This is a genomic window from Nocardiopsis codii, assembly GCF_036327455.1.
Lineage (GTDB): Bacteria > Actinomycetota > Actinomycetes > Streptosporangiales > Streptosporangiaceae > Nocardiopsis > Nocardiopsis codii.
The window spans coordinates 122,519-142,439 of sequence record NZ_JAUZMY010000018.1 but is presented as its reverse complement, the minus strand read 5'-3'; the positions used below and the strand labels follow the sequence as shown (position 1 = coordinate 142,439).

Genomic DNA, 19,921 nt, shown 5'->3' with positions numbered 1-19,921 from the left:
GGACGCACGGATGACGTCCGGCCCCGGGCCGGTGCGCCGCGCGTGCGCCGGGCGGGGAGGCACGTCTCCGGCGGCGACGCCGGGCGGGCGGGTACGGTTTCCACAGCTCCGCCCCTCAGTCCCGCCGGGCTCCGTTCCGGGGGCGGGCGGGCCCTCCGACCGGAAAGGTGTCCTCGTGCCGCGTCGCCGCCACGACCCCCAACGCCGGGACCGCATCGTCGACGCCTGCCTGGAGGTCATCGCCACCGTCGGCGTCGCGGGCACCTCCCACCGAAAGGTCGCCGAGGCCGCCGATGTCCCCCTGGGGTCGATGACCTACCACTTCAGCGGCATGGACGAACTGCTGCGGGAGGCCCTGAGCCGGTTCGCCCAGGAGGTGGGCGACCGATTCGACCAGCGCATGCGGCGGGCCCGTGACCGCACGCAGGCCCTCGACGCGGTCGCCAGGATCATCACCGACGACGTCTTCGCCGCCCCTCGCGACCTGGTTCTCACCCACGAGCTGTACACCCTCGCCGCACGCGACCCCTCCTTCCGCGACATCACGGTGGCGTGGATGGACCGCAGCCGCGCCGCGCTGGAACGGCACTTCGACCCGCTCACCGCACGCATGGTGGACGCGCTGATCGAGGGCCTGACCATCCACAGCGCCCTGGACAGCGACCCCAAGGACCAGGCCGAGATCCGCGAGGCCGCCCTCCGCATCACCACCCTTCCGCCGCCTTCCGGTGCACTCCCCGTCCGGACCGGAGCGCTTCGGGACACCGCCGTCGACTCCGGAGGGGACCGCGGCGAACCGTCGGCGGCCAGGAGCGGGGAGGAGCCGGGAGAGCCGGTCCCGGGTCCGCCGGCGGGCGGCTACGACAAGGGGAGGCAGCGGCGCACCCAGATCCTGCGGGCCGCGCTGAAGGCGTTCGGCACGGTGGGCTACCACCAGGCCAGCATGGTGCGTATCGCCGCCGACTGCGGTGTCTCCCGGGCCGGCCTCCTGCACCACTTCCCGACCAAGGAGTCGCTGCTGGAAGCGGTGCTCACCGAACGCGACCGCGTCAACGGCGACCTGTTCTTCGCCGACCAGGACCCCGCACACGACGGCGCGGAGTACTTCTCCCGGCTGGTGCGGCTGGTGGAGCACAACGCGACCGACCCGGGCATCGTCAGCCTGTTCGCGGTGCTGTCCACCGAGGCGGGCAACCCCGCCCACCCCGCCCACGCCTACTTCCGCCGACGCTACGAGAACCTGTGCCACGACGTGCGCCGGGCCCTGGCCGACCTGGACAGGCGCGGCCTGGTCCGTCCCGGTGTGAGCGTGGAGGGGCTGGAGGTGGAACTGGTGGCGCTCATGGACGGACTGCAGGTCCAGTGGCTGCTGGACCCCGCACGGGTCGACATGGCGGACCGGCTGCGTTCGCGTCTGCGCTCCGTCGCGGAGCTGCCCGACCCCTGACCCGGTCCGCCCCGTTCAGGGTGGGCCGGTCAGCGGCGGTGGCCGAACAGGGCCATCAGGGCGTCGAGCTGTCCGCGCGTCCAGGTGTACTGCCGGTCGTCCCCGTGGCCGCGGTAGACGGTCTCGATGATCATGACCAGGATCAGGTGCAGGCAGTACAGGCGCCGACGCACCGTCTGGGACCCGGTCAGCGGCGGATGGCCGTACCCCTCCATGAACGGGGTCGGGTCACCGAAGCCGGGGAGCTGGGTGCCGGTGAAGCCCGCCTCGGCGAGCGGGTCGCCGTAGAAGGCGCGTTCGTGGTCGATGATGCTCACGATCCCCCCGTCGCGGACCATGACGTTGCCGTCCCACAGGTCCCACTCCACGAAGCGGGGTTCGGCGACCTCGTCCAAGCCCTCACCGTGCTCACGCACCAGGTTCCGCAGAAGTGCGTAGTTCCAGCCCAGGTCGACCTCGCGGTGCTCGCCGTCGCGCAGGACCGCCTCGACCATGCCGGTGAACACCCGTCGCCAACTGTCGTCCCCGGGGCCGGCCAGCGGCCCGAAGTGCGGGCCGGTGATGGAGTTGAACTCCCGGTCGGCCCTGCCCATGGCCCGGTGGTAGGCCGCGCGCTCGGCGTCGCCCAGCGTGGGGCTGATGACGCTCAGGTTGTCGGCGTCGACGTAGGGCATGAAGAAGTAGTCCGCGTCGCACACCTCACGGGTGGTGTCCGCGAAGTCCACCCGCGGCACGGGCACCGAGGTGTGCTGCTCGATCAACGCGACGGCCGCCAGCTCGTTGCGCATCATGTCCCGCTCGTAGGTCATCACCTCGACCCCGGCGGGCGGGGCGACCTTCAGCACCACCTGAGCTCCGTCGCCCAGGGTGATGCGGTAGACGGCGTTGAACCAGCCGTGGTCGAGCTCGACCGCGAAGTCCTCACCGGCGGGAACCCGTGCGCGGCCGTAGGCCCTGGCGATCATCGCGCGCAGGGTTGCGGGCCTCTGCCGGTTCTTGGTGATGCTCTCCATCGGGGGTCCTCACAGGGGGTGGGCCGGGCCGGGTGCAGGTCACCGTACAGCGATCCGTCCACAAAACCAACAGTTGTGTTGGTTTTGGTGCGAAGCTCCGGCCGCCCCATGTCCGGAGGCGCGCATCGACGTGCCCGAGGTGGTCGACGTCTTCAGATCCTTCGGCGATGCCGGGGAACATCCGGGGGAACGGCGCCGGGGTACTCATCGTCAAGAAGCCGGTCACTCCACGTCAATGACGTCGGGGCGGGTGCGAGGAACAATCGACTCAGTCACACATTCTCGCGGTGTGTGAATCCCTATGGCCCTTTCTTGAATGGATGACTTCTTGAGAAACTCGATTCGCCGTGCGGTGGCATCCGTGTCCGCTCTGTTTCTGACCGCGGGCCTGGTCGTGGGTGTGGCGCCCGCTGCCAGTGCCGACGTGCAGGCGCAGGCGACCCGGAGCATCAGCTGCGACAATCCCAGCGGGAACAAGGTCAACTTCTCCTGGAGCAACAGTGGGCTGGTCACCACGACGCTCTACTTCAACAACCACTGTTCGACGAGCCAGAGGGTCACGGTCAAACTCAACAATGCGGTCGTTGACCAGGTGTGCCTGGTGACGGGGGCGGGCGTCAAGAGCAGCGTCCGCTACAACGCCACGTCCATCAGCGATGTCACGAAGGGCTGCTAGCCGCTGCCTGCGGGACCTCGGCCGATGACGGGAGCATCGGAACGGGAACCCGCGCCGCACGGACGGGGCGGGACGCGGCCTCGCGCGTACGTCGTCCCCGGAACCTTGCGCGCCCGCCGCGCCTCCGCCCCCGACACCCGTCGGGGGCGGAGGCGGTTCCCGCGATCGATGCCGCAGAGCGCGCCCGTTTCCCCGGTTTCGGCCTTGTCGTCCTTGGGGGAGGGGACAGCGTGGAGCCAGATCACGTGATGCCGAGCGCGGCCAGTGACACGACGGCCGAGGTGGTGAGCAGCCCGAGGACGATGTGTTCGTACCGGGCGTGGCCGAAGCGGTGGAACGCCTGTGTTCCCGCGACCTGCCCCAGCAGCGCTGCGCCGACGAGTGGCGCCCAGAGGGGGTAGACCTCCCAGGCTCCCGTGACCAGGAGCGCTGTGACGCTGAGCGGCAGGCGCACCAGGGAGAGGGTGACGAGCGTGTCGCGCATGGTGTGCGGGCTCAGGCCCCGGTGGACGAGGTAGTAGACGCTGGGTGGCCCCGCCAGGGACGTCGAGGTACTCAACGCCCCTGACAGGAGGCCGGCCGGAACCGCCCAGGCCGGCTTCAGGACGGTGCCGTTGTCACGGGAGAGAATCCTCAGGACCACCGCGGCGATCACGACGCACGCGACGAACACCTGGAGCCCGAGCGCGGGCAGTGCCGTGAGCAGCCAGGCTCCGGCCAGCATCCCCGGGGCGGACCACAGCCCGAGAGCGTACGTCTCCCGCATCGCGGGCTGCGGCACGCTCCGTCGCATCGCCAGGATGGCGATGTCGCAGGCGGTGCCGGTGATCATGATGGTCGAGACGGCCTGGGGGCCGCCGAGCGTCGCCGTGAGCAGCGGTGCGCTGAGCAGCGCGTAGCCGAACCCCGAGAGGGACTGGACGGCGGCACTGAACAGGATCAGTGCGAACAGGCCCACGAACAGGGTGGTGTCATCGAGGTGGAGCAACTGCGCTCCGCTCGTATCCGCAGTCGGTCAGCAGATCCCCTGCGATGCTCTCGTACTGTGTCGTCCTCGCGTGTCCGAGTTCGTGTCGGAAGCGGCCCACGGAGCCCTGGGTGAGTCGCGCCTTCGTCTGTTCCGAGGCGGGGTGGGACCACGGGTTCCGGTGGAGGGGGTGCTCCAGTTCGTGGTGGCGGATCATGTTCGCCGACCACGCGATGCCGAGGAAGTCGCACATCCGGCGCGTGGCCGTCTCGGGTGAGCCGACCAGGTCCTCGTAGCGGACCTCGAGGTAGCGGTCGTCCGGGGCCCGGTGGCGTGCGAAGGTGATGATCTCCACCCAGTCCCGCGCCGCGATCTCGATGTTCTTGTGCCCCCAGTCGGGCACCGTGTTGAGGTGGGACGTGATGACGTCCCTGCCGTCGCGGACGATGTGGATGAAGCGCGCCCGCGGCCAGATCCTGGCGAACTCGTCCACGTCCTTGATCTTGCGCTGCAGCTTGATGCCCCACATCGTGGCGCCCTGCGCGCGGGCGCGGGCCTCGCACAGGGCCCTGATCAGCTCGCAGCGCTGCGGGAGCGTGACGAGGTTGCCTCCGCCGTGGCCGAGCCGCTCGCGGATCGTGTCGGCCAGCTCGCCGTAACCGATTCCGAACCGTTCGCACTGCTTGACGAAGTGGGCGGAGTCGTACCAGTACGGATCCCCGCTGGAGGTGCCGGGTCCGACGGCTCGCGGGTCACGCGACCGCACCAGCTCGATCGCCTCCAGGACGTGCGTGCCGAGGTTCGGGGGTTCGACGAAGTCGAGTTCCGGGCCGACGCACAGGTCGGGGTGGGAGTTGAGGACGAGGCTGAGCAGTGTGGTGCCGGATCGGTTCTCGCCGCCGAGCAGTACCGGGTTCATCGGGCTTCCCCCTTCTCGTGTGCGGGTGTCACCTGCGCGGCGACTTTGGTGGTCCACCACAGGTCCGCCACGGCGGGCGTCGTGTGGAAGCTGTCGGTACAGAAGTCGGCGAACGGCCGCCGGAGCGAGCTGTCGCCTCGGGCGTCGACGGGTGTCGTGAGGCCGGTCCCCGCCGCCCTCTCCGCGATCCCGCGGGCTGCTCGGACGGCGAGGTCCACGTGCTCCTCCGTCACTCCGGCTCCGGGCAGGACGGTGCCGCCGGTCCCCAGGAAGAGGCCGCGACCGAGCATCGTCCGGTAGAAGTCGTCGGCGAGGTCGTCGCCGGCGAAGACCAGGTGGAGGATCCCGTCGTCCCACACCGCGCACGCCGGGTACCCGGCGGTGGCGAACACGTCGTTGAGCCCGGACCCCAGGGTCGCGGTGGTGCGGTGCAGCCGTTCCGTCTCCTCGATGAGGAGGTCCATGGTCTCCAGCGCCACGACGAAGGGCGTCGTCTCACGGAGATACGTGTTCCCGAGGTCGCCGGCCTCGTGGGCGTCGGCGACCCGTGGGCCGAGCAGTACGGCGGAGAGGGCGCTGCCGTTCGCGAGCCCCTTGCTGAGAACCGTGACGTCGGGCGTGGGGTCCAGGCGCGCCGTCAGCCCGCCGGGGCCGACGCGGAACCCCGTCATCACCTCGTCCAGGACGGCGACGGCGCCGAAGTCGTGCGTGATCGCGATCAACTGCTCCAGGTGCTCCGTCGGCATGACGTCGTGCTCGGGAGAGCTGATGACGGCGGCGAGGTCGTCCGCGAACCTTCGGCAGAGTGCGAGCAGATGGTCGGCGTCGTAGCCGAAGTGGTGGACGCGGGGATCGGACGCACGCTGTCGGGTGTCGCCCTGGTACTGCAGCTGCCAGTCGTGCCACCCGTGGTATCCGCTGGTGAGGACCACGTCCTTGCCGGTCGCCACCCTGGCCAGACGCACCGCCGCGGTGGTCGCGCAGGAGCCGGTCCGCATGAAGGCGACCCTCTCGCTCTGCGGGAACAGGTCGAGAAGCCGTCGCGCCAGGTCGACACGGACCCTGCTCATGGTCCCCGGTAGGACGCCGCCTCCCGCGGTGAGGTGCCGGGTGACGGCTTCGACGATCCGGGGGTGTCCCATGCCGAGGGGTGCGGCGCCGGTACAGGAGGTGAAGTCGACGTACGACCTGCCCTGGACGTCGACGAACGTCGCGCCCCGACCCCGTTCCAGGAGCAGCGGGTTCTTGCGGTCGGCGTCCCGCGTTCGCGTGCAGGTGATGTCGAGTGCTTCTCGTGTTCCTTCCACAGGGTTCCCCTAGGATTGCTGCGCGAGCTGCCTGCTGATGCGCAGTGCGTTGGCGATCAAGGTCATCGTCGGGTTGGCGGAGGCCGCGTACGGGAAATAGGCGGAGTCGGCGACATGGACGTTGTCGCACTGGTGCAGTCGTCCCTCGGGGTCGACCACCGAGGTCCTGGGATCCGTGCCGGCACGACACCCGCCCGCTAGGTGCGCCATGCCCGTGGCGTTGAACTCCTCGTGGACGCGGACGCGGCGGTCGATGCGTGAGAGCGTGCCGACCGCGATGGACCGGAGGGACCGCAGCCGGAGTCGGTCGACCTTGTGGGTCGAATGTCTGATCACGACGTTCGGTCTCGTGGAGGCGGTCGGGCCCGGCGCCACGAAGTTCTCCGACATCGGCGCCTCCGATATGACGAAGTGCAGCCGGAGCGTGTCGGGCCGACCGGGGGCTGACGCGTCGTAGACGAAGCCGCCGCATCCGCCTTCGGGCAGCTGGTGGTAGAAGTCGGTGGTCGCCGTGGTGCTGAACAGGGTCGGGCTCTCACCGTGCAATGCCCGGGCCGGGGCGCGCACCTCGGCGTAGCCGGTGAGCTTGAACTGGATGCCCCGCCCCACCTGGTCGTTCCCGTTGGCCAGGCCTCGCGGATGGAGCCGGCTGGTGGAGCGCAGGAGCAGTGCGCAGCTGTTGAGCGCACCGGCCGCGATGACGAAGTGCCGCGCTCTGACGGTCGCGGGTCGGCCCTCGACCGTGTCCAGGCACTCGACCGAGCTGGCCCGGCCCGTGGAGTCGACACGAAGGGCCTCGGCGGTGACCGCGTGCGCCAGCCGTAGCCGGCGGTTCGAGCCGGAGCCGAGCACGAGCGGGAGCAGTGATGCCTTCGCACCTGTCTGGCAGCGCGTCTCGTTGCAGTGTCCGCAGTGTGTGCAGGCGGGGCGCCGTGCGAAGGGTCGGGAGTTGACGCCGAGAGGGGTGGGGAAGTGCCCGACTCCGAGCTCGTCGAAGGCCTCGTTGATCAGTGCGGCCCGTGCGCTGGTCCGATGCGGGGGCAGGAACGGCGCGCACGAGGGCGGCTCGGTGGGGTCGAGCCCGGAGGCGCGTGCGACCCCGAACCGCTGCTCGACCTCGTCGTAGTACGGCCGCAGGTCCTCGTACTCGATCGGCCAGCGCGGATCGGCCGAGGCGTGCGCGAAGACCGAGGACCTGTCGAAGTCCTGGAGCCGGTAGCGGATGAGGATCCCCGCGTACCGCTCCATGCCGCCGCCGGGACCGCGCAGGGTCCAGGGGTTCGCCGGATGGGTGCCGTGGTCGCTCAGGAGTACGCTGTCGGTCGTCTCGGCGCGCAGGTCCGTGTAGGGGCGTTCGGACGAGGCGACCCCCGCTTCCAGCAGTAGTGTCTCGCCGTGCCTGGAGAGCTCGTACGCGGCCATGAGGCCTGCGGGCCCTCCACCGATGACGCAGTAGTCGTAGTCGGTCTTCCGTGAGATCTGGCTGAGCTGGACGAATCGCTTCACTGGCTCGGTGCCTCCCGGCAGGGCTGGTGGTGTCATCGGCCCCACGCCGAGTCAGCCTCCCCGGCACATCACGCCCGGGCCGAAGAAGCGATGTCGGACTCCCTGGACTTTCCCTGTGAAATGCCGCTGGTTGTTTTTTTCGCTCATGGCTGATGACATTTCTAGCTGATGCCCTGACTGTCAGTCCAATGCGACATTGTGGTCATACTGCGTCAAATAACTCCCCGTACTTCAAAGGTGTCGCGCGTGACAAGTGACTCTTGTGTGTGAAAATCCGACGCACCTGAACTGCTATGAGTTGCTGAGGGTATTGAAGTGATTTCGGAGGGTCATGATGTTGCGAGGGCTCGGTAATAATTACTGACCTGGTGCTTCCTCGAAAAAAGCGGCCGTTGCTAAAAGTCTCGGTATTTGGACTGAACGCCGGTCTTCGGTGAGATGAACAGCGTGATGCTGTTGAGCGATGCGAGGCGGGTCGGCGCACGATCGCAGGGGAGGCCGTTCCACGTCGCTGGGCCCGGGGTCGGTCCGGGGAAGGTGACCGGCCCCGGGGCGGTGGGTTCAGCGGGGGGCGTGATGAAGGAACAACTCGACCACCTGTTGAACCTGGCCAGGCATCCGTTCGTTCAGATCCAGTGCGTGCCGTCTGCGCGGGGAGCGCACTCGGCGATGGACGGCTCGTTCGTCATCCTCGAAATGAGTGAGGCGGAGAGCCTGGTCTACGCTGAAGTTCCGGGTGCGGGGCACGTGATTGTCGACGCTCAGACCGTGGCAAACTCCCTGAGGAAGTTCGGTGCGTTGCGGTCGCAGGCACTCCCACATGAGGAGACCGTACGTTCCATAGAAGCGAGAAGAGGGCATCTCGATGACTGACGACGGAGTGTGGCACACGTCCAGCTACAGCGGTCAGCAGGGCCATTGCGTGGAGGTTGCCGAGGGGTTGTTCACCGGTCTCCGCGACACCCAGAACCGGGAGTCGGGCGAGCTCTCCGCCCCGGCCACCGAGTGGATGGCGCTGCTGGCGGCGGTACGCGCCCCGTAGCGGGTCAGCGCAGAGCGGCCCCGCCCACAGGGCGGGGCCGCTCTCATGTCCGCACCCGAGGGGCTGCGCCGGGTCAGGACTCCTCACCGCGATCCCCCTCCTGTCGGAGCACCGTCCACCGGTCCCGGCCACCTCGCCGAGCAGCGGGAACGGCCCAGGACCGCGCGACGATGGTGATCACCGTGCCGGACCGTGCCCGAAGCCGTATCCGAGGTGGTGGTCGGGGCCGCGTTGTCGCCGGGGGTTCCTCGGCGCCCCACACGCTTCGGCGTTCGGCTGGGCGCTCTGAGGACGGCACACAGGTGGGGCAGCGTTGCGAGGGAGGACCCCGGGCGTGGCTCCGGTCGCCCGGGCCGTGGCGATGACCGGGCTCAGGCAGTTCCCCGGGCAGCGGCACGCAGCAGTCGGGTGCCCGACCGCAGAGCCTCCAAAGCCTCCCGGACCTGGGGGCGTACGTCCTCGACGCTCTCGTCTGCTTCCCGGCCCACCTGGTCCAGCAGGTCGTCGATGTGGTCCGCGGTACTGACGAACGGGCCCTGGTACTCCCTGAGGCGTTGGTCGAGGAGGCCGATGGCCCGGTCGCCGACGTTGCGCAGGTCGTGCACGCGCCCGTCGGCCCGCGCACGCCTGATGTGGTCGATGAACACCAGGCCGACGCGTTGGAGGCTGTGCCCCAGGTTGGTGCCCACGGTGTTGTGCCCCAGCCAGTGGATGAGACTGCTCGGCTCCATCTTGGGGCACCCGGGGAGACAGTCCACGGGCGGGCAGGTCGGCTGACGGTGCACGAGCCGAAGGGTCGTGCCGGTGGGCAGGACTCCGCCCCTGGAGGCGATGATGTGCTCGCTCAGCTCCTGGGGGCTGCTGACGCCGTCCGCTTCCAGGGCGGTGTTCAGGTCGCGCTTCAGGTCGTCGTCGGAGTAGCGCCCGTAGGCGCGGTGGATGTAGTCGTTCCAGGTCTGACCGTTGACGGAGGATTCCACGACGGTCCACCGATGCACGTCCAGTGGGTAGGCCACGGCTCCCTCTCCTTCCTTGGGTCGGATCAGGACGCTAACAGGACGGTCCGCCGCTCGTCAGGCGAATCCGCGAGTCCGGGCGAAGTCTGTGCACCCTGGTGCGGGACGGGACCGTCCCGTCGGCCTCCTCCGGGTGTTCGCAGGGTCTTCCGTCCGGATCGGGCGGAGAGCGGAGGCTGTTCGGCGGTGGTTCGGTGGACATCCGGGGTTGTGCGGGCCGCGGCCGTGGGCGAGTCCCGCGGGACCCAAGGGGTGACTCAACCGGTGGTCAACCGATCTTCGACCCGGAACCAAGCAGGTGCGACCGGTGCGGCCGCCGTCATCAGGCCCGTCGGGTGCTCCGTGTGGTTGTCCTGCGGGCGAGGCCCTCGGACATGTTGTGCGCCTGGTGCCGGGAGCGGCGTTTCGCGGGTTGTGACGGAGACGGATCGTGCGAACGTGAGCCGTGGTCGAGGCCGCGCGGGTTTCGGCTGGGATGTCCGATCTTGACATGCAAGTAATTGCTTGCCTAACATGCTTGAGCATGGGAGACGTCTTCAAGGCACTGGCCGACCCCACGCGGCGCACCATCCTCGACGAGCTGACCGACCGGAACGGGCAGACGCTCTTCGAGCTCTGTGCCCGTCTCACGACCAGGCACCGGCTCAGCTCCTCGCGGCAGGCGATCTCACAGCACCTCGACGTTCTCGAGGCCGCCGACCTGGTCGAGACCAGACGCGAGGGCCGGTACAAGTTCCACTACATCAACACCGGGCCGCTCGAACCGATCGTCGAGCGGTGGCTCGGCAATTCCGACGACGCAACCGGAGGCGGCCCCGACAGCGGCGCCGTCACGGACGAGACAAGGGGACCGACATGAGGATCAACCTGGCGAGTGTGCTCGTCGACGACCAGGAGAAGGCGCTGCGGTTCTACACCGAGGTGTTGGGCTTCGTGAAGAAGCACGACATCCCGATGGGTGAGGCCCGGTGGCTGACCGTGGTGTCCCCGCAGGACCCCGACGGCACCGAGCTGGTGCTCGAACCCAGCGGACACCCGGCGGTGAAGCCGTTCAAGGACGCCCTGGTCGCCGACGGCATCCCGTTCACCTCGTTCGCGGTCGACGACGTCAAGGCCGAGTACGAGCGGATGCGCGGACTCGGTGTGCGCTTCACCCAGGAGCCCGTCGACATGGGACCGGTGACCACGGCCGTCCTCGACGACACCTGCGGCAACCTCATCCAGATCGCCCACCAGGCGGGCTAGCGCCGTGACCGCCTGGGTTCGCCGGGCCGCCGGTCGGCGACCGAAGCGGCCGGCGGGCGGTCGATGCTTCTCTTTCCCGAACGCCGATGATTTTCCTCCCGATGCCTGGTCGATCACGACGTAGGCGGACGAACTGATGGGAGAGGCTCCATGGGGCCGCTGGTCGTGGTCAACTTCGTGTCGCTGGACGGTGTCATGCAGTCGGTCCTCTCCGCGGACGAGGACCGGGACGGCGGGTTCGACGAGGGAGGCTGGGTGCTGCCCTACGTCGACGACGTCGTGGAGCGGGTCATGAGCGAGTCCACGGCCGGAGCAGGCGCGCTGCTCCTCGGCCGCAGGACGTACGAGATCTTCGCCGACACCTGGCCGTACGGCGACATGGACGACCCCGCTGTGGCGGCGATGAACGCGATGCCCAAGTACGTCGCCTCCCGCACCCTCGAGGACCTTCGGTGGGCCAACTCCGTTCTCCTCGGCGCCGACCTGGCGTCGGAGGTCAGCCGGGTCAAGGCCGCGACGCAGGGGGAGACCGTGGTACTGGGCAGCGGCGATCTACTGCGGACGCTGATCGAGCACGACCTCGTCGACGAGTACCGCCTGCTGGTTTTCCCGCTCATCCTGGGCAGCGGCAAGCGGCTCTTCGCCGACGGCAGCACCCCGCGCCGCCTGACCCTGACCGCAGTACGGTCGACACCGTCCGGCGTCCTGATCAACACGTATCACCGCACGTCCGACCGCGCCGACCACGAACACGGCGAACCCACGCGGTCACAGCACTAGGGAGTGTTTTCAGGACGCTTCCGGGTCGGAGAGCGGCCGTCCGGGCGATCTCTCGCAAGACGATGTGCGACGTTCAGCCTGGAGGTGCTTCACGAGCGCAGAGGCGCAGCGAGAGGAAGCCCGGCGGACACGAGCCCGGAAGGAGGCAAAGAACACGACCTAGCCCTCCGCCTCGCTCTCCACCGGGCCCGGACGACCAGGCGGCGAGCTCTTCGAGGACGTCCACTCGCCGGACCTGCTCACCGAGCGGCGAAACCGGCTGGGCAACATCCCCGTCCTCCGGTACGGACTGGGCACCGTGTTCTTCCGGGTCGGTCGGCTCGCCGCGCCGGGAGATCGGCCTGTCACGCTCGTCGGCCACTCGGGGGCGACCGGGACCTGGCTCTTCCACTGCCCGGAACTCGACCTGCACCTGGCCGGCACCGTCGACCAGACCAAGGGGCAGGCCGTCCCCTGCCGGTTCATGGTGCGGTGCCTGGGGGCCTGGCGAACGTGAGGCGAGGAGCCTCTTCCGGTCAGGAGGCCGGTACCCCGACCGGCGGCCCTCACCGGAGCAGGTCTTCACGGCTGGATATTCTAGTACTAGAATAGCCGCGTGGAGCTGACACCCGCCGAACTCACCGTCCTGGGCCTGATCGTCGAACGCCCCCGGCACGGCTACGACCTGGAACAGGTCATCGAGCAGCGCGGCATCCGCCAGTGGACGGACATCGGGTTCTCCTCGATCTACTACCTGCTCACCAAGTTGGAGAAGCGGGGCCTGGCCCACGTCCCGGAGGCCCCCGCTGCGGCGAAGTCCCGCCGCGTCTTCCACCCCACCGCCACCGGCAGGCAGGCCGCCGAACGCGGAGCGCTCGACCTCCTCCGGGAGTTGCGGCCGGTGCCGCACCCGCTGCTGGTGGGAATCGCCAACCTGCCGCTCCTCCCCGAGCACGAGTACACCGAGGCGCTGCGCACCAGGCTGGCCCGGGTGGAGGAGCGCATCGCCTCGGTCCGGGAGGCCGAGCGGGCACAGGCCCCCTTCGCGCCGGCGGCGCGGGAGGTGTTCTCGTTCTCACTGAGCCTCCTGGAGGCGGAAAGGTCGTGGCTCGCCGGTCGAGTCCAGGTGCCCGATGACGAACAAGGCTGACTTCAAGAAGACCCTCGATGCCTACCAGGCGAAACGGGACAGGTTCCGGATCGCGGAGATACCGGATCTGCAGTACCTCATGGTCGACGGCCACGGGGATCCGAACACCTCGCCCGCCTTCGCCGAAGCGGTCGAAGCCCTCTACCCCGTCGCCTACAAGCTGAAGTTCGCCAGCAAGCAGGACCTCGGGCGCGACTACGTCGTCATGCCGCTGGAGGGCCTGTGGTGGGCCGAGGACATGGACGCCTTCACGGCGACGCGTGACAAGTCGCGGTGGGACTGGACGCTGATGATCATGACCCCGGACTGGATCGGCCAGGACATGTTCGCCACCGCCGTCGAGCGGGCCGCGGCGAAGAACAGGCCCGTCCGTCTGCGAGACGTCCGGCTGGAGACGCTGTCCGAGGGCCGTTGCGTGCAGACGCTGCACGTCGGCCCCTTCGACCACGAGGCGGACGTGCTCGCGCGGATGCACCACGGGTTCATCCCGGACAGCGGGCTGCGCATGGTCGGCAGGCACCACGAGATCTACCTCAGCGACTTCCGCAAGGTCGCGCCGGAGAAGCTGCGCACCATCCTCCGGCAACCGGTCGCCGCCGCGGCCTCGGACGGGTAGCCCCCCTGTCCGATGCGCAGGAAGGCGGGGCGGTGACTCCCGGGACCTCCGAAGGTGACCAGGACATATACGCCGGGACCGTGCCGTGCGCGCCGGAGAACCTGGAATGCCAGGAGCACTCCGACTGACCCCACCCGGCCGTTCCTTCTGACAGTCCGCGCACGGTGCGTTACCGTCAGCCTGTCTCGTCTCTCCGAGTGGCAGGACGGTGCCATGAAGGCCGAGCACCAAGGTGCCCCCGAGCCCAGTCAGCCGTACGAATCGTCGCCCCAGTCCCCGGACGCCCCGCCCCGGGCGGCGGTACCCGCGAGAGGCCGGAGCAATGGCCGAACCCGCTGATCTGGTCGCCGCGCTGGTGCGGTCGGGGCATCTGACCGAACCACGGTGGCGCGACGCGTTCCTGGCCGTTCCGCGTGAGCAGTTCGTCCCGCCCGTGGCGTGGGCGGTGCCCACCGACGGCGCCCCGCCCTACCCCATCGACAGGCGGACCGGGCCCGCGCGCTGGCGTGAGGCCGTCTACACCGACACCGCCGTCGTCACCCGGCAGGACGACGGTGAGGGCGACCTCGTCACCGCCACCGTGCCGGGCTCCAGTTCCGCGTCGGCGCCCGGCACGGTGGCGGCGTCCCTCGAACTGCTCGACCCCTACCCGGGCGACCGCGTCCTGGAGATCGGCACCGGTTCCGGGTGGACGGCCGCGCTGCTGTCGAGCGTGCTCGGCTCCGACGCGGTGGCGTCGGTCGAGGTGGACGACCAGCTCGCCGAGCAGGCCTCGGCGAACCTGGGGCGGGCCGGCTTCCTCCCGACCCTCATCAGGGGTGACGTGGCACTCGGGTGGGAGACGGGAACCCTCTACGACGGGATCCACGTCACCTGCGGGGTGCGGGAGGTCCCGATGCCATGGGTGGAGCAGACCCGGCCGGGCGGGACCATCGTGGTGCCGTGGGTGCCCGGGTTCAGCCACGGCCACCAGGTGAAGTTCACCGCCGTCGGTGACGGCCGCGCGGTCGGCCGGTTCGCGGGCGGCAGTACCCGCGTGCTGTTGCGGGCCCGACGACCGGTGAGCCCCGACTTCGAGGGCGACGGCTGGCGCGGGGGAGCGACACTGCTCGACCCCCGCCGGGTGATGCGGGCCGCGCCGGGCGCCCACATCACCATCAGTGGGATGGTGCCCTTCGTCCGGGCACACGGCGCCGCCGGGGCGGAGGGCACTTTCCGGGTGCGGATGTGGGACGGCTCGTCGCAGGCCCGGGTCGCCTACGATCCCGGGTCCGAGAGGGCGGGTGTGGAGCAGCGGGGTCCGCGTGATCTGTGGGACGAGGTGGAGGCCGCCTACCTCACGTGGGCGAGGTGGGGACGACCGGACCGGGACAGGTTCGGCCTCACCGTGACCGCTATCGGCCACCAGGTCTGGCTCGACGAACCCGACAACCGGGTCGCCCCGCCACCGTAGAGCTCCTCGCGTCCGCCCGGTCCGAAGGGATCAGCGTGCGGAGAGCCGGAGCAGGCTTCCGGTCGGCCCTCCGCGCGAGGGGAGGCCGGGCCGCACCGACCTGCACCCCACGATTGCGGACGTGCCGTTCCCATGCCCTTGTCCTCGTACTGCCGCGGACCGGAGACTGGCCGCATGACCAAGACCATCGCCTACGTCCTCTATCCCGGCCTCACCGCCCTGGATCTGGTGGGGCCCCTGACCGTGACCGCCGCCCTCGGACCCGAGTTCGAGACCGTCGTCGTGGCACGCGACCTCGAACCAATCGACTCCGACGCCGCCCTGCGGCTGGCCGCCACGACGACCTTCGCCGACCTGACCGACCCCTACTGCGTCGTGGTGCCCGGCGGCACGATCGGTACTCTCGCCGCCTGCGCCGACGAGGAACTCCTCGACTGGCTGCGCGCCGTTTCGGCGACCGCCGAGGTCATGGCGTCGGTGTGCACGGGTTCGCTGATCCTGGGCGCGGCGGGGCTGCTGGAAGGGCGTCCCGCCACCACCCACTGGGGGTTCCGCGACCTGTTGCCGCGGTTCGGGGCCGTTCCGTCCACGGAGCGCTGGGTGGACGACGGAGACGTCGTGACCGCCGCGGGTGTGTCGGCGGGCATCGACATGGCCCTGCACCTGGCCCGCAGGTTCGCAGGGGAGGACGCGGCCCGCGCCGCGCAGCTGGTGATCGAGTACGACCCCGAGCCGCCGCTGGGGCCCATCGACTGGGAGGCCGCGGACCTGCCCTCGTACCAGCCGATCATGCGGGAGGTCGTGCGCACGGCGCTGGCCGACCACCCCGACCTGCTGGCACGCCTCACCGGCTGAGCCGTGTGAACGGCGGGCCCGAAGTACGGCTACGGCTCACCTGCTGAGCCGTGGTCCGGGACAATGGGCTCGCCGTGTGGTCCTGCGTTGCCGGATCGCCCGCGCCGCCGGCGGTGACAGCGGCGGCAGGCCGGTCGCACAAGGAGGTCGTCACGTGCACCGGCTGCAACGGAACGGGGGAGAAGTGACAGCAGACCTCGCCGCGCTCCACTCCGCCCTGGTGGAGCGCCTCGACACCCGCGACGCGATCCGCGCGGCCTTCGCCGCGCACCCCCGGCACCGCTTCATTCCCGACATGGTCTGGCCCGACGCGACCGGTCTGCCGCTGTACCGGACCACCGACCCCGACCGGTGGACACGGCTGGTCTACGGCACCGACGCGGTCACCACCCAGGCCAACGACGGCGGCCCAGGGCCGCGCAACGAACCCTCGTCGTCATCATCGGCCCCTCAGGTCATGGCGGACATGATCGCCGCGGCCGGGGTCGACGAGGGGACGCGGGTGCTGGAGATCGGCACCGGCACCGGTTGGAACGCAGCGATCCTCGCCTCCCTGGTGGGCGAGAAAGGCGCGGTCACCAGCATCGAGATCGACCCGGGGGTGGCGGCCCTGGCACGGGAACGGCTCGCCGGAACCGGCGTCACCGTCCGCACGGCAGCTGAACCGCCGGCCGGTGAGGTCTACGACGCGGTCATCGCCACCTGCGCGGCGACCCGGATACCCGGGGGTTGGCTCGCAGCCGCCGAAGGTGGAACGCTCGTGCTCCCCTGGAGTCCTCACCCCGCCGCGCACAGCACACCGATCGTCTCCCTGGCCGCGGACGGCGGGCGAGCCTCGGGCCTGTTCGTCCGCGAGGCCGCGTTCATGCGCGACCGTGGACAGCGCCCGGGCGACCTGGCCTTTCCAGGGCTGGGGCAACCGCCTTCCCCGGCTCCCGACTTCCCGGTCGGCTCGGTCGAGCTGGTCGACTCGGGGATGATGACCCAGCTCACGCTGATGCTGCCCGGGGTGCGGGTGGGCGTCGGGGTCCGCCCCTTCCGAGGAGGCCACGGCCGGATCGTGTGGACGGGCGCCGGATCGTCGTGGGCGTACGTGTGGCCGGACGGCACCGTCACCGGGGGCGGCGACCGCGCGCTGGGCGACGACCTGGCCGACGCCTACCGGCAGCTCCGGGAAGCCGGACTGCCGGCGCTGGACGCCTTCACCCTGGACGTGGACCCGGGCCGGGGCTCCTACCGTGTGGCGTGCGCGAAGGCCGGCCGGCACTGGAACCACACCGTCACACCCTGACGGGGCCGTCCGCCAGGGGGTGCCTTCGTTCGGGGCCGCCCGCTTCCCACCGGACGGCGAGGGGGATCACTCCCGCTCGCCCATGAGGGCGATCTGTTCGCTCACGGCCCGGAACCCCTGTTCGAGCGCGCGCAGGTCCTCCATGCGCAGGCTCATGAGGATGTCGTCGCGGAACGGTCGGGCCACCATCAGGCGTTGTACGACCGATGCGCCGAGAGGCGTCACGCGGATACGGCGGACCCGCTGGTCGTGAGGGTCCGGTGAACGCGTGGCGACGCCCTGGGCCACGAGCCGGTCGAGCATGCCGGACATCGACGCCATGGAGACGCCGAACGAGGTGGACAGGCTCCGCCCCGTCGCCCCCTCCTCCGTGGTGACCAGGATAATCAGGACCCTGAGCTGCTGGATGGTGAGATCCATCGAGAGCAGTTGCTGGAGGAGGACGTTGAGTACCGCGTCCTCCATAGCTCCGTTCAGGGTCTGGATTTCGTGCACGATGCGTTCGCGTTCGTGTTCGCCCTGTTCAGTCACCTCGTGCCGCATGTCGCCATGATAGAGCGCTTCGCGTAGGCCCACCCCCCGCACCAATTACTTAGGACGATGCTAACCTTTTTTGCGCACGGTTCATAGACACCGCAGTCGCAGTGGGTGACGGACGCCCTGATCTCGCGCGGTGCCCCGGCGGCGGTTCAGCCGCCTTCCGCGGCGACCCGACTCCGCGCCCGCCGACCCGCCGCGACACGTCGGCAACCAAGTGAGGACGGCACATGACCACAGCCTCCGGCGCGACCTCGAACATCGGCGACCAGGTCGAGGAGATCGACCTCGACGCTCTGCGGGCCAGGTACGCGCGAGAACGCGACCGCCGCATCCGCCCCGACGGCGCCACCCAGTACCGCTCGACCACCGGCGAGTTCGGCTACTACGCCAAGGACCCGTACACACCGCGGGTCGAACGCGACGCCCTCACGGACACCGTCGAGGTGCTCGTGATCGGCGGGGGGTTCGGAGGCCTCGCCACCGGGGCGCGGCTCCGGCAGGCGGGCGTCGAGTCGATCCGCATGACGGACGAGGCAGGCGACTTCGGCGGGACCTGGTACTGGAACCGCTACCCGGGCATCCACTGCGACATCGAGTCGTACTCCTACATGCCCCTCCTGGAGGAGGTCGGCTACGTGCCCAAGTGGCGCTACGCCCCCGGCGAGGAGATCCGGCAGCACGCCGTGGCGATCGCCGAGACCTTCGACCTGTACCGCGACGCCCTCTTCCACACACGCGTCACCGCTCTGGAGTGGGACGACGAAGCGGACGAGTGGGTGGTCGAGACCGACCGCGGCGACCGGATGCGCGCCCGGTTCGTCATCACCTCGTCCGGCACGCTGACCCAGCCGAAGCTTCCGGGCATCCCCGGGATCACCGAGTTCCGCGGCCACACCTTCCACACCAGCCGGTGGGACTACGGCTACACCGGCGGCACCGCGGACGGCGGACTCGACGGCCTCGCGGACAAGAGGGTCGCGGTCATCGGCACCGGGGCGACCGGCGTCCAGGTCATCCCGCACCTGGGGCGCGACGCGCAGCAGCTGTACGTGTTCCAGCGGACACCGTCCTCGGTGGACGTCCGGGACAACCGGCCCACCGACCCTGCCTGGGCGGACTCCCTCGCACCCGGCTGGCAGCGCGAGCGCATGGAGAACTTCCTCGCGATCGTCTCCGGAGAGGAGGTCGAGACCGACCTGACCCGGGACGGCTGGACGTCGACGGCGCAGCTCCAGCGCAAGATGATCTCCGGCGCGCTGGACACGAGCGTCTCCCCGGAGGAGCGCGAACGGGTCGACGAAATCGTCGACGCGCAGAAGATGAACCAGATCCGGGCGCGCGTGGACGAGGTCGTCGACTCCCCGGAGACGGCGGAGCTGCTCAAACCGTGGTACCGCTACATGTGCAAACGGCCCTGCTTCAGCGACCACTACCTCCAGACGTTCAACCGGCCGAACGTCACCCTCGTCGACACCGCCGACCACGGCGGCATCACGCGCATGACGGAGGACTCGATCGTCGTCGGCGACACCGAGTACCCCGTCGACTGCGTCGTCTTCGCCACCGGGTTCGACGTCGGGGTGTCCGGCGTCATGTCCGGCACGATGCCGGTCCGCGGACGCGGCGGGCGGCAGCTGCTCGAGTCCTGGAGCCGTGGGCCCAGCACGCTGCACGGCTTCTACAGCAACGGGTTCCCGAACCTCTTCCACCTCGGTTCGCTGCAGAACGCCAACTCCGTGAACTTCGCGCACATCCTGACGGAGCAGGCCGAGCACATCGCCGCCGTCATCGGGGAAGCCCGCAAGAGCGGAGTCCCCGTGATCGAGCCCTCGCAGGAGTCAGCCGACGCGTGGGGTCGGACCGTCCAGGAGACGGCGCACGACAACTCCGCGTTCCGGCAGGAGTGCACGCCCGGCTACTACAACCGCGAAGGCGCCGGCGTCCACGGCGGGTTCTCGTACAGCCCCGGCCCCGTGGCCTTCCACCGGGTGCTGGAGGAGTGGCGCGGCAGTCGCCTGCACGACGTCCTCGGCTCGAAGCCGTAGCCCGACCGTCCGCGATCACGGGAGCCGACCGGTGTCCCGCCCCCGCTCGAAAGGGAAAACCGTATGGAACCGCA

21 protein-coding genes are annotated in these 19,921 nt (G+C 69.8%); 14 read left to right on the top strand and 7 right to left on the bottom strand.

Annotated features, from left to right (window positions below; genetic code table 11):
* The first annotated feature begins 175 nt into the window (after positions 1–175).
* Positions 176–1,447, top strand: a complete 1,272-nt coding sequence (locus tag Q8791_RS18850) for a TetR family transcriptional regulator (protein ID WP_330093054.1) — start codon at positions 176–178, stop codon at positions 1,445–1,447.
* A 29-nt stretch (positions 1,448–1,476) separates the two neighbouring features.
* Here Q8791_RS18850 and Q8791_RS18845 read toward each other — a convergent pair whose 3' ends face one another.
* The gene (locus Q8791_RS18845; protein WP_330093053.1) at positions 1,477–2,460 is read right to left on the bottom strand and encodes a phosphotransferase family protein; all 984 of its coding nucleotides are present in this window, start codon (positions 2,458–2,460) and stop codon (positions 1,477–1,479) included.
* A gap of 361 nt (positions 2,461–2,821) precedes the next feature.
* Here Q8791_RS18845 and Q8791_RS18840 point away from each other — a divergent pair, with 361 nt between their 5' ends.
* Positions 2,822–3,136 (top strand): hypothetical protein, encoded by a 315-nt coding sequence (locus Q8791_RS18840; protein ID WP_330093052.1) that lies wholly within the window; start codon positions 2,822–2,824, stop codon positions 3,134–3,136.
* A gap of 241 nt (positions 3,137–3,377) precedes the next feature.
* Here the strand turns inward: Q8791_RS18840 and Q8791_RS18835 are convergent, their stop codons facing one another.
* From Q8791_RS18835 to Q8791_RS18820, 4 genes are read right to left on the bottom strand one after another with little or no spacing between them, the layout of a single operon-like run.
* Positions 3,378–4,124 carry a sulfite exporter TauE/SafE family protein gene (locus Q8791_RS18835; RefSeq protein WP_330093051.1) on the bottom strand — a complete coding sequence of 249 codons (747 nt, stop codon included), beginning with the start codon at positions 4,122–4,124 and terminating at the stop codon, positions 3,378–3,380.
* Positions 4,108–5,022, bottom strand: a complete 915-nt coding sequence (locus Q8791_RS18830) for a sulfotransferase family protein (protein ID WP_330093050.1) — start codon at positions 5,020–5,022, stop codon at positions 4,108–4,110. The genes Q8791_RS18835 and Q8791_RS18830 overlap by 17 nt, the downstream gene beginning before the upstream one ends.
* On the bottom strand, positions 5,019–6,329 hold the full coding sequence (locus Q8791_RS18825) for an aminotransferase class III-fold pyridoxal phosphate-dependent enzyme (RefSeq protein ID WP_330093049.1): 1,311 nt from the start codon (positions 6,327–6,329) through the stop codon (positions 5,019–5,021). Before Q8791_RS18825 ends, Q8791_RS18830 begins: the two co-directional genes overlap by 4 nt.
* A 9-nt stretch (positions 6,330–6,338) precedes the next feature.
* The gene (locus Q8791_RS18820) at positions 6,339–7,835 is read right to left on the bottom strand and encodes a GMC family oxidoreductase (protein ID WP_330093048.1); all 1,497 of its coding nucleotides are present in this window, start codon (positions 7,833–7,835) and stop codon (positions 6,339–6,341) included.
* 450 nt (positions 7,836–8,285) lie between these two features.
* Between Q8791_RS18820 and Q8791_RS18815 the strand changes: the two genes are divergently transcribed.
* A complete protein-coding gene (locus Q8791_RS18815; protein WP_330093074.1) occupies positions 8,286–8,708 on the top strand; it encodes a Scr1 family TA system antitoxin-like transcriptional regulator in 423 nt (140 codons plus the stop codon).
* Positions 8,701–8,877, top strand: coding sequence for a DUF397 domain-containing protein (locus Q8791_RS18810; protein WP_330093047.1), 177 nt, complete (start codon positions 8,701–8,703; stop codon positions 8,875–8,877). The genes Q8791_RS18815 and Q8791_RS18810 overlap by 8 nt, the downstream gene beginning before the upstream one ends.
* 371 nt (positions 8,878–9,248) lie before the next feature.
* Here the strand turns inward: Q8791_RS18810 and Q8791_RS18805 are convergent, their stop codons facing one another.
* Positions 9,249–9,893 carry a hypothetical protein gene (locus Q8791_RS18805; protein ID WP_330093046.1) on the bottom strand — a complete coding sequence of 215 codons (645 nt, stop codon included), beginning with the start codon at positions 9,891–9,893 and terminating at the stop codon, positions 9,249–9,251.
* Between the two features lie 523 nt (positions 9,894–10,416).
* On the opposite strand from Q8791_RS18805, the gene Q8791_RS18800 reads away from it, so the two are divergent.
* The 9 genes from Q8791_RS18800 (at position 10,417) to Q8791_RS18760 (ending at position 17,262) form a co-directional block, all read left to right on the top strand.
* Positions 10,417–10,752: an ArsR/SmtB family transcription factor gene (locus Q8791_RS18800; RefSeq protein WP_330093045.1), complete on the top strand. Its 336-nt coding sequence runs from the start codon at positions 10,417–10,419 to the stop codon at positions 10,750–10,752.
* A complete protein-coding gene (locus tag Q8791_RS18795; RefSeq protein WP_330093044.1) occupies positions 10,749–11,138 on the top strand; it encodes a VOC family protein in 390 nt (129 codons plus the stop codon). Before Q8791_RS18800 ends, Q8791_RS18795 begins: the two co-directional genes overlap by 4 nt.
* A gap of 150 nt (positions 11,139–11,288) precedes the next feature.
* Complete coding sequence (locus Q8791_RS18790; RefSeq protein ID WP_330093043.1) at positions 11,289–11,918, top strand: dihydrofolate reductase family protein; 630 nt, start codon at positions 11,289–11,291, stop codon at positions 11,916–11,918.
* 298 nt (positions 11,919–12,216) lie between these two features.
* Positions 12,217–12,414, top strand: coding sequence for a hypothetical protein (locus tag Q8791_RS18785; protein WP_330093042.1), 198 nt, complete (start codon positions 12,217–12,219; stop codon positions 12,412–12,414).
* A 99-nt stretch (positions 12,415–12,513) separates the two neighbouring features.
* The gene (locus Q8791_RS18780; protein ID WP_330093041.1) at positions 12,514–13,047 is read left to right on the top strand and encodes a PadR family transcriptional regulator; all 534 of its coding nucleotides are present in this window, start codon (positions 12,514–12,516) and stop codon (positions 13,045–13,047) included.
* Positions 13,031–13,663, top strand: a complete 633-nt coding sequence (locus tag Q8791_RS18775) for a GyrI-like domain-containing protein (RefSeq protein WP_330093040.1) — start codon at positions 13,031–13,033, stop codon at positions 13,661–13,663. Before Q8791_RS18780 ends, Q8791_RS18775 begins: the two co-directional genes overlap by 17 nt.
* Positions 13,664–13,985: 322 nt before the next feature.
* Positions 13,986–15,116, top strand: coding sequence for a methyltransferase domain-containing protein (locus Q8791_RS18770; RefSeq protein WP_330093039.1), 1,131 nt, complete (start codon positions 13,986–13,988; stop codon positions 15,114–15,116).
* A 174-nt stretch (positions 15,117–15,290) separates the two neighbouring features.
* Positions 15,291–15,971 (top strand): DJ-1/PfpI family protein, encoded by a 681-nt coding sequence (locus tag Q8791_RS18765; protein ID WP_330093038.1) that lies wholly within the window; start codon positions 15,291–15,293, stop codon positions 15,969–15,971.
* A 184-nt stretch (positions 15,972–16,155) separates the two neighbouring features.
* A complete protein-coding gene (locus Q8791_RS18760) occupies positions 16,156–17,262 on the top strand; it encodes a methyltransferase domain-containing protein (RefSeq protein WP_330093037.1) in 1,107 nt (368 codons plus the stop codon).
* Positions 17,263–17,328: 66 nt separating this feature from the next.
* Here the strand turns inward: Q8791_RS18760 and Q8791_RS18755 are convergent, their stop codons facing one another.
* Positions 17,329–17,805, bottom strand: coding sequence for a MarR family transcriptional regulator (locus tag Q8791_RS18755; protein WP_330093036.1), 477 nt, complete (start codon positions 17,803–17,805; stop codon positions 17,329–17,331).
* A 224-nt stretch (positions 17,806–18,029) separates the two neighbouring features.
* Here Q8791_RS18755 and Q8791_RS18750 point away from each other — a divergent pair, with 224 nt between their 5' ends.
* On the top strand, positions 18,030–19,847 hold the full coding sequence (locus Q8791_RS18750) for a flavin-containing monooxygenase (protein WP_330093035.1): 1,818 nt from the start codon (positions 18,030–18,032) through the stop codon (positions 19,845–19,847).
* Positions 19,848–19,921: the final 74 nt, after the last annotated feature.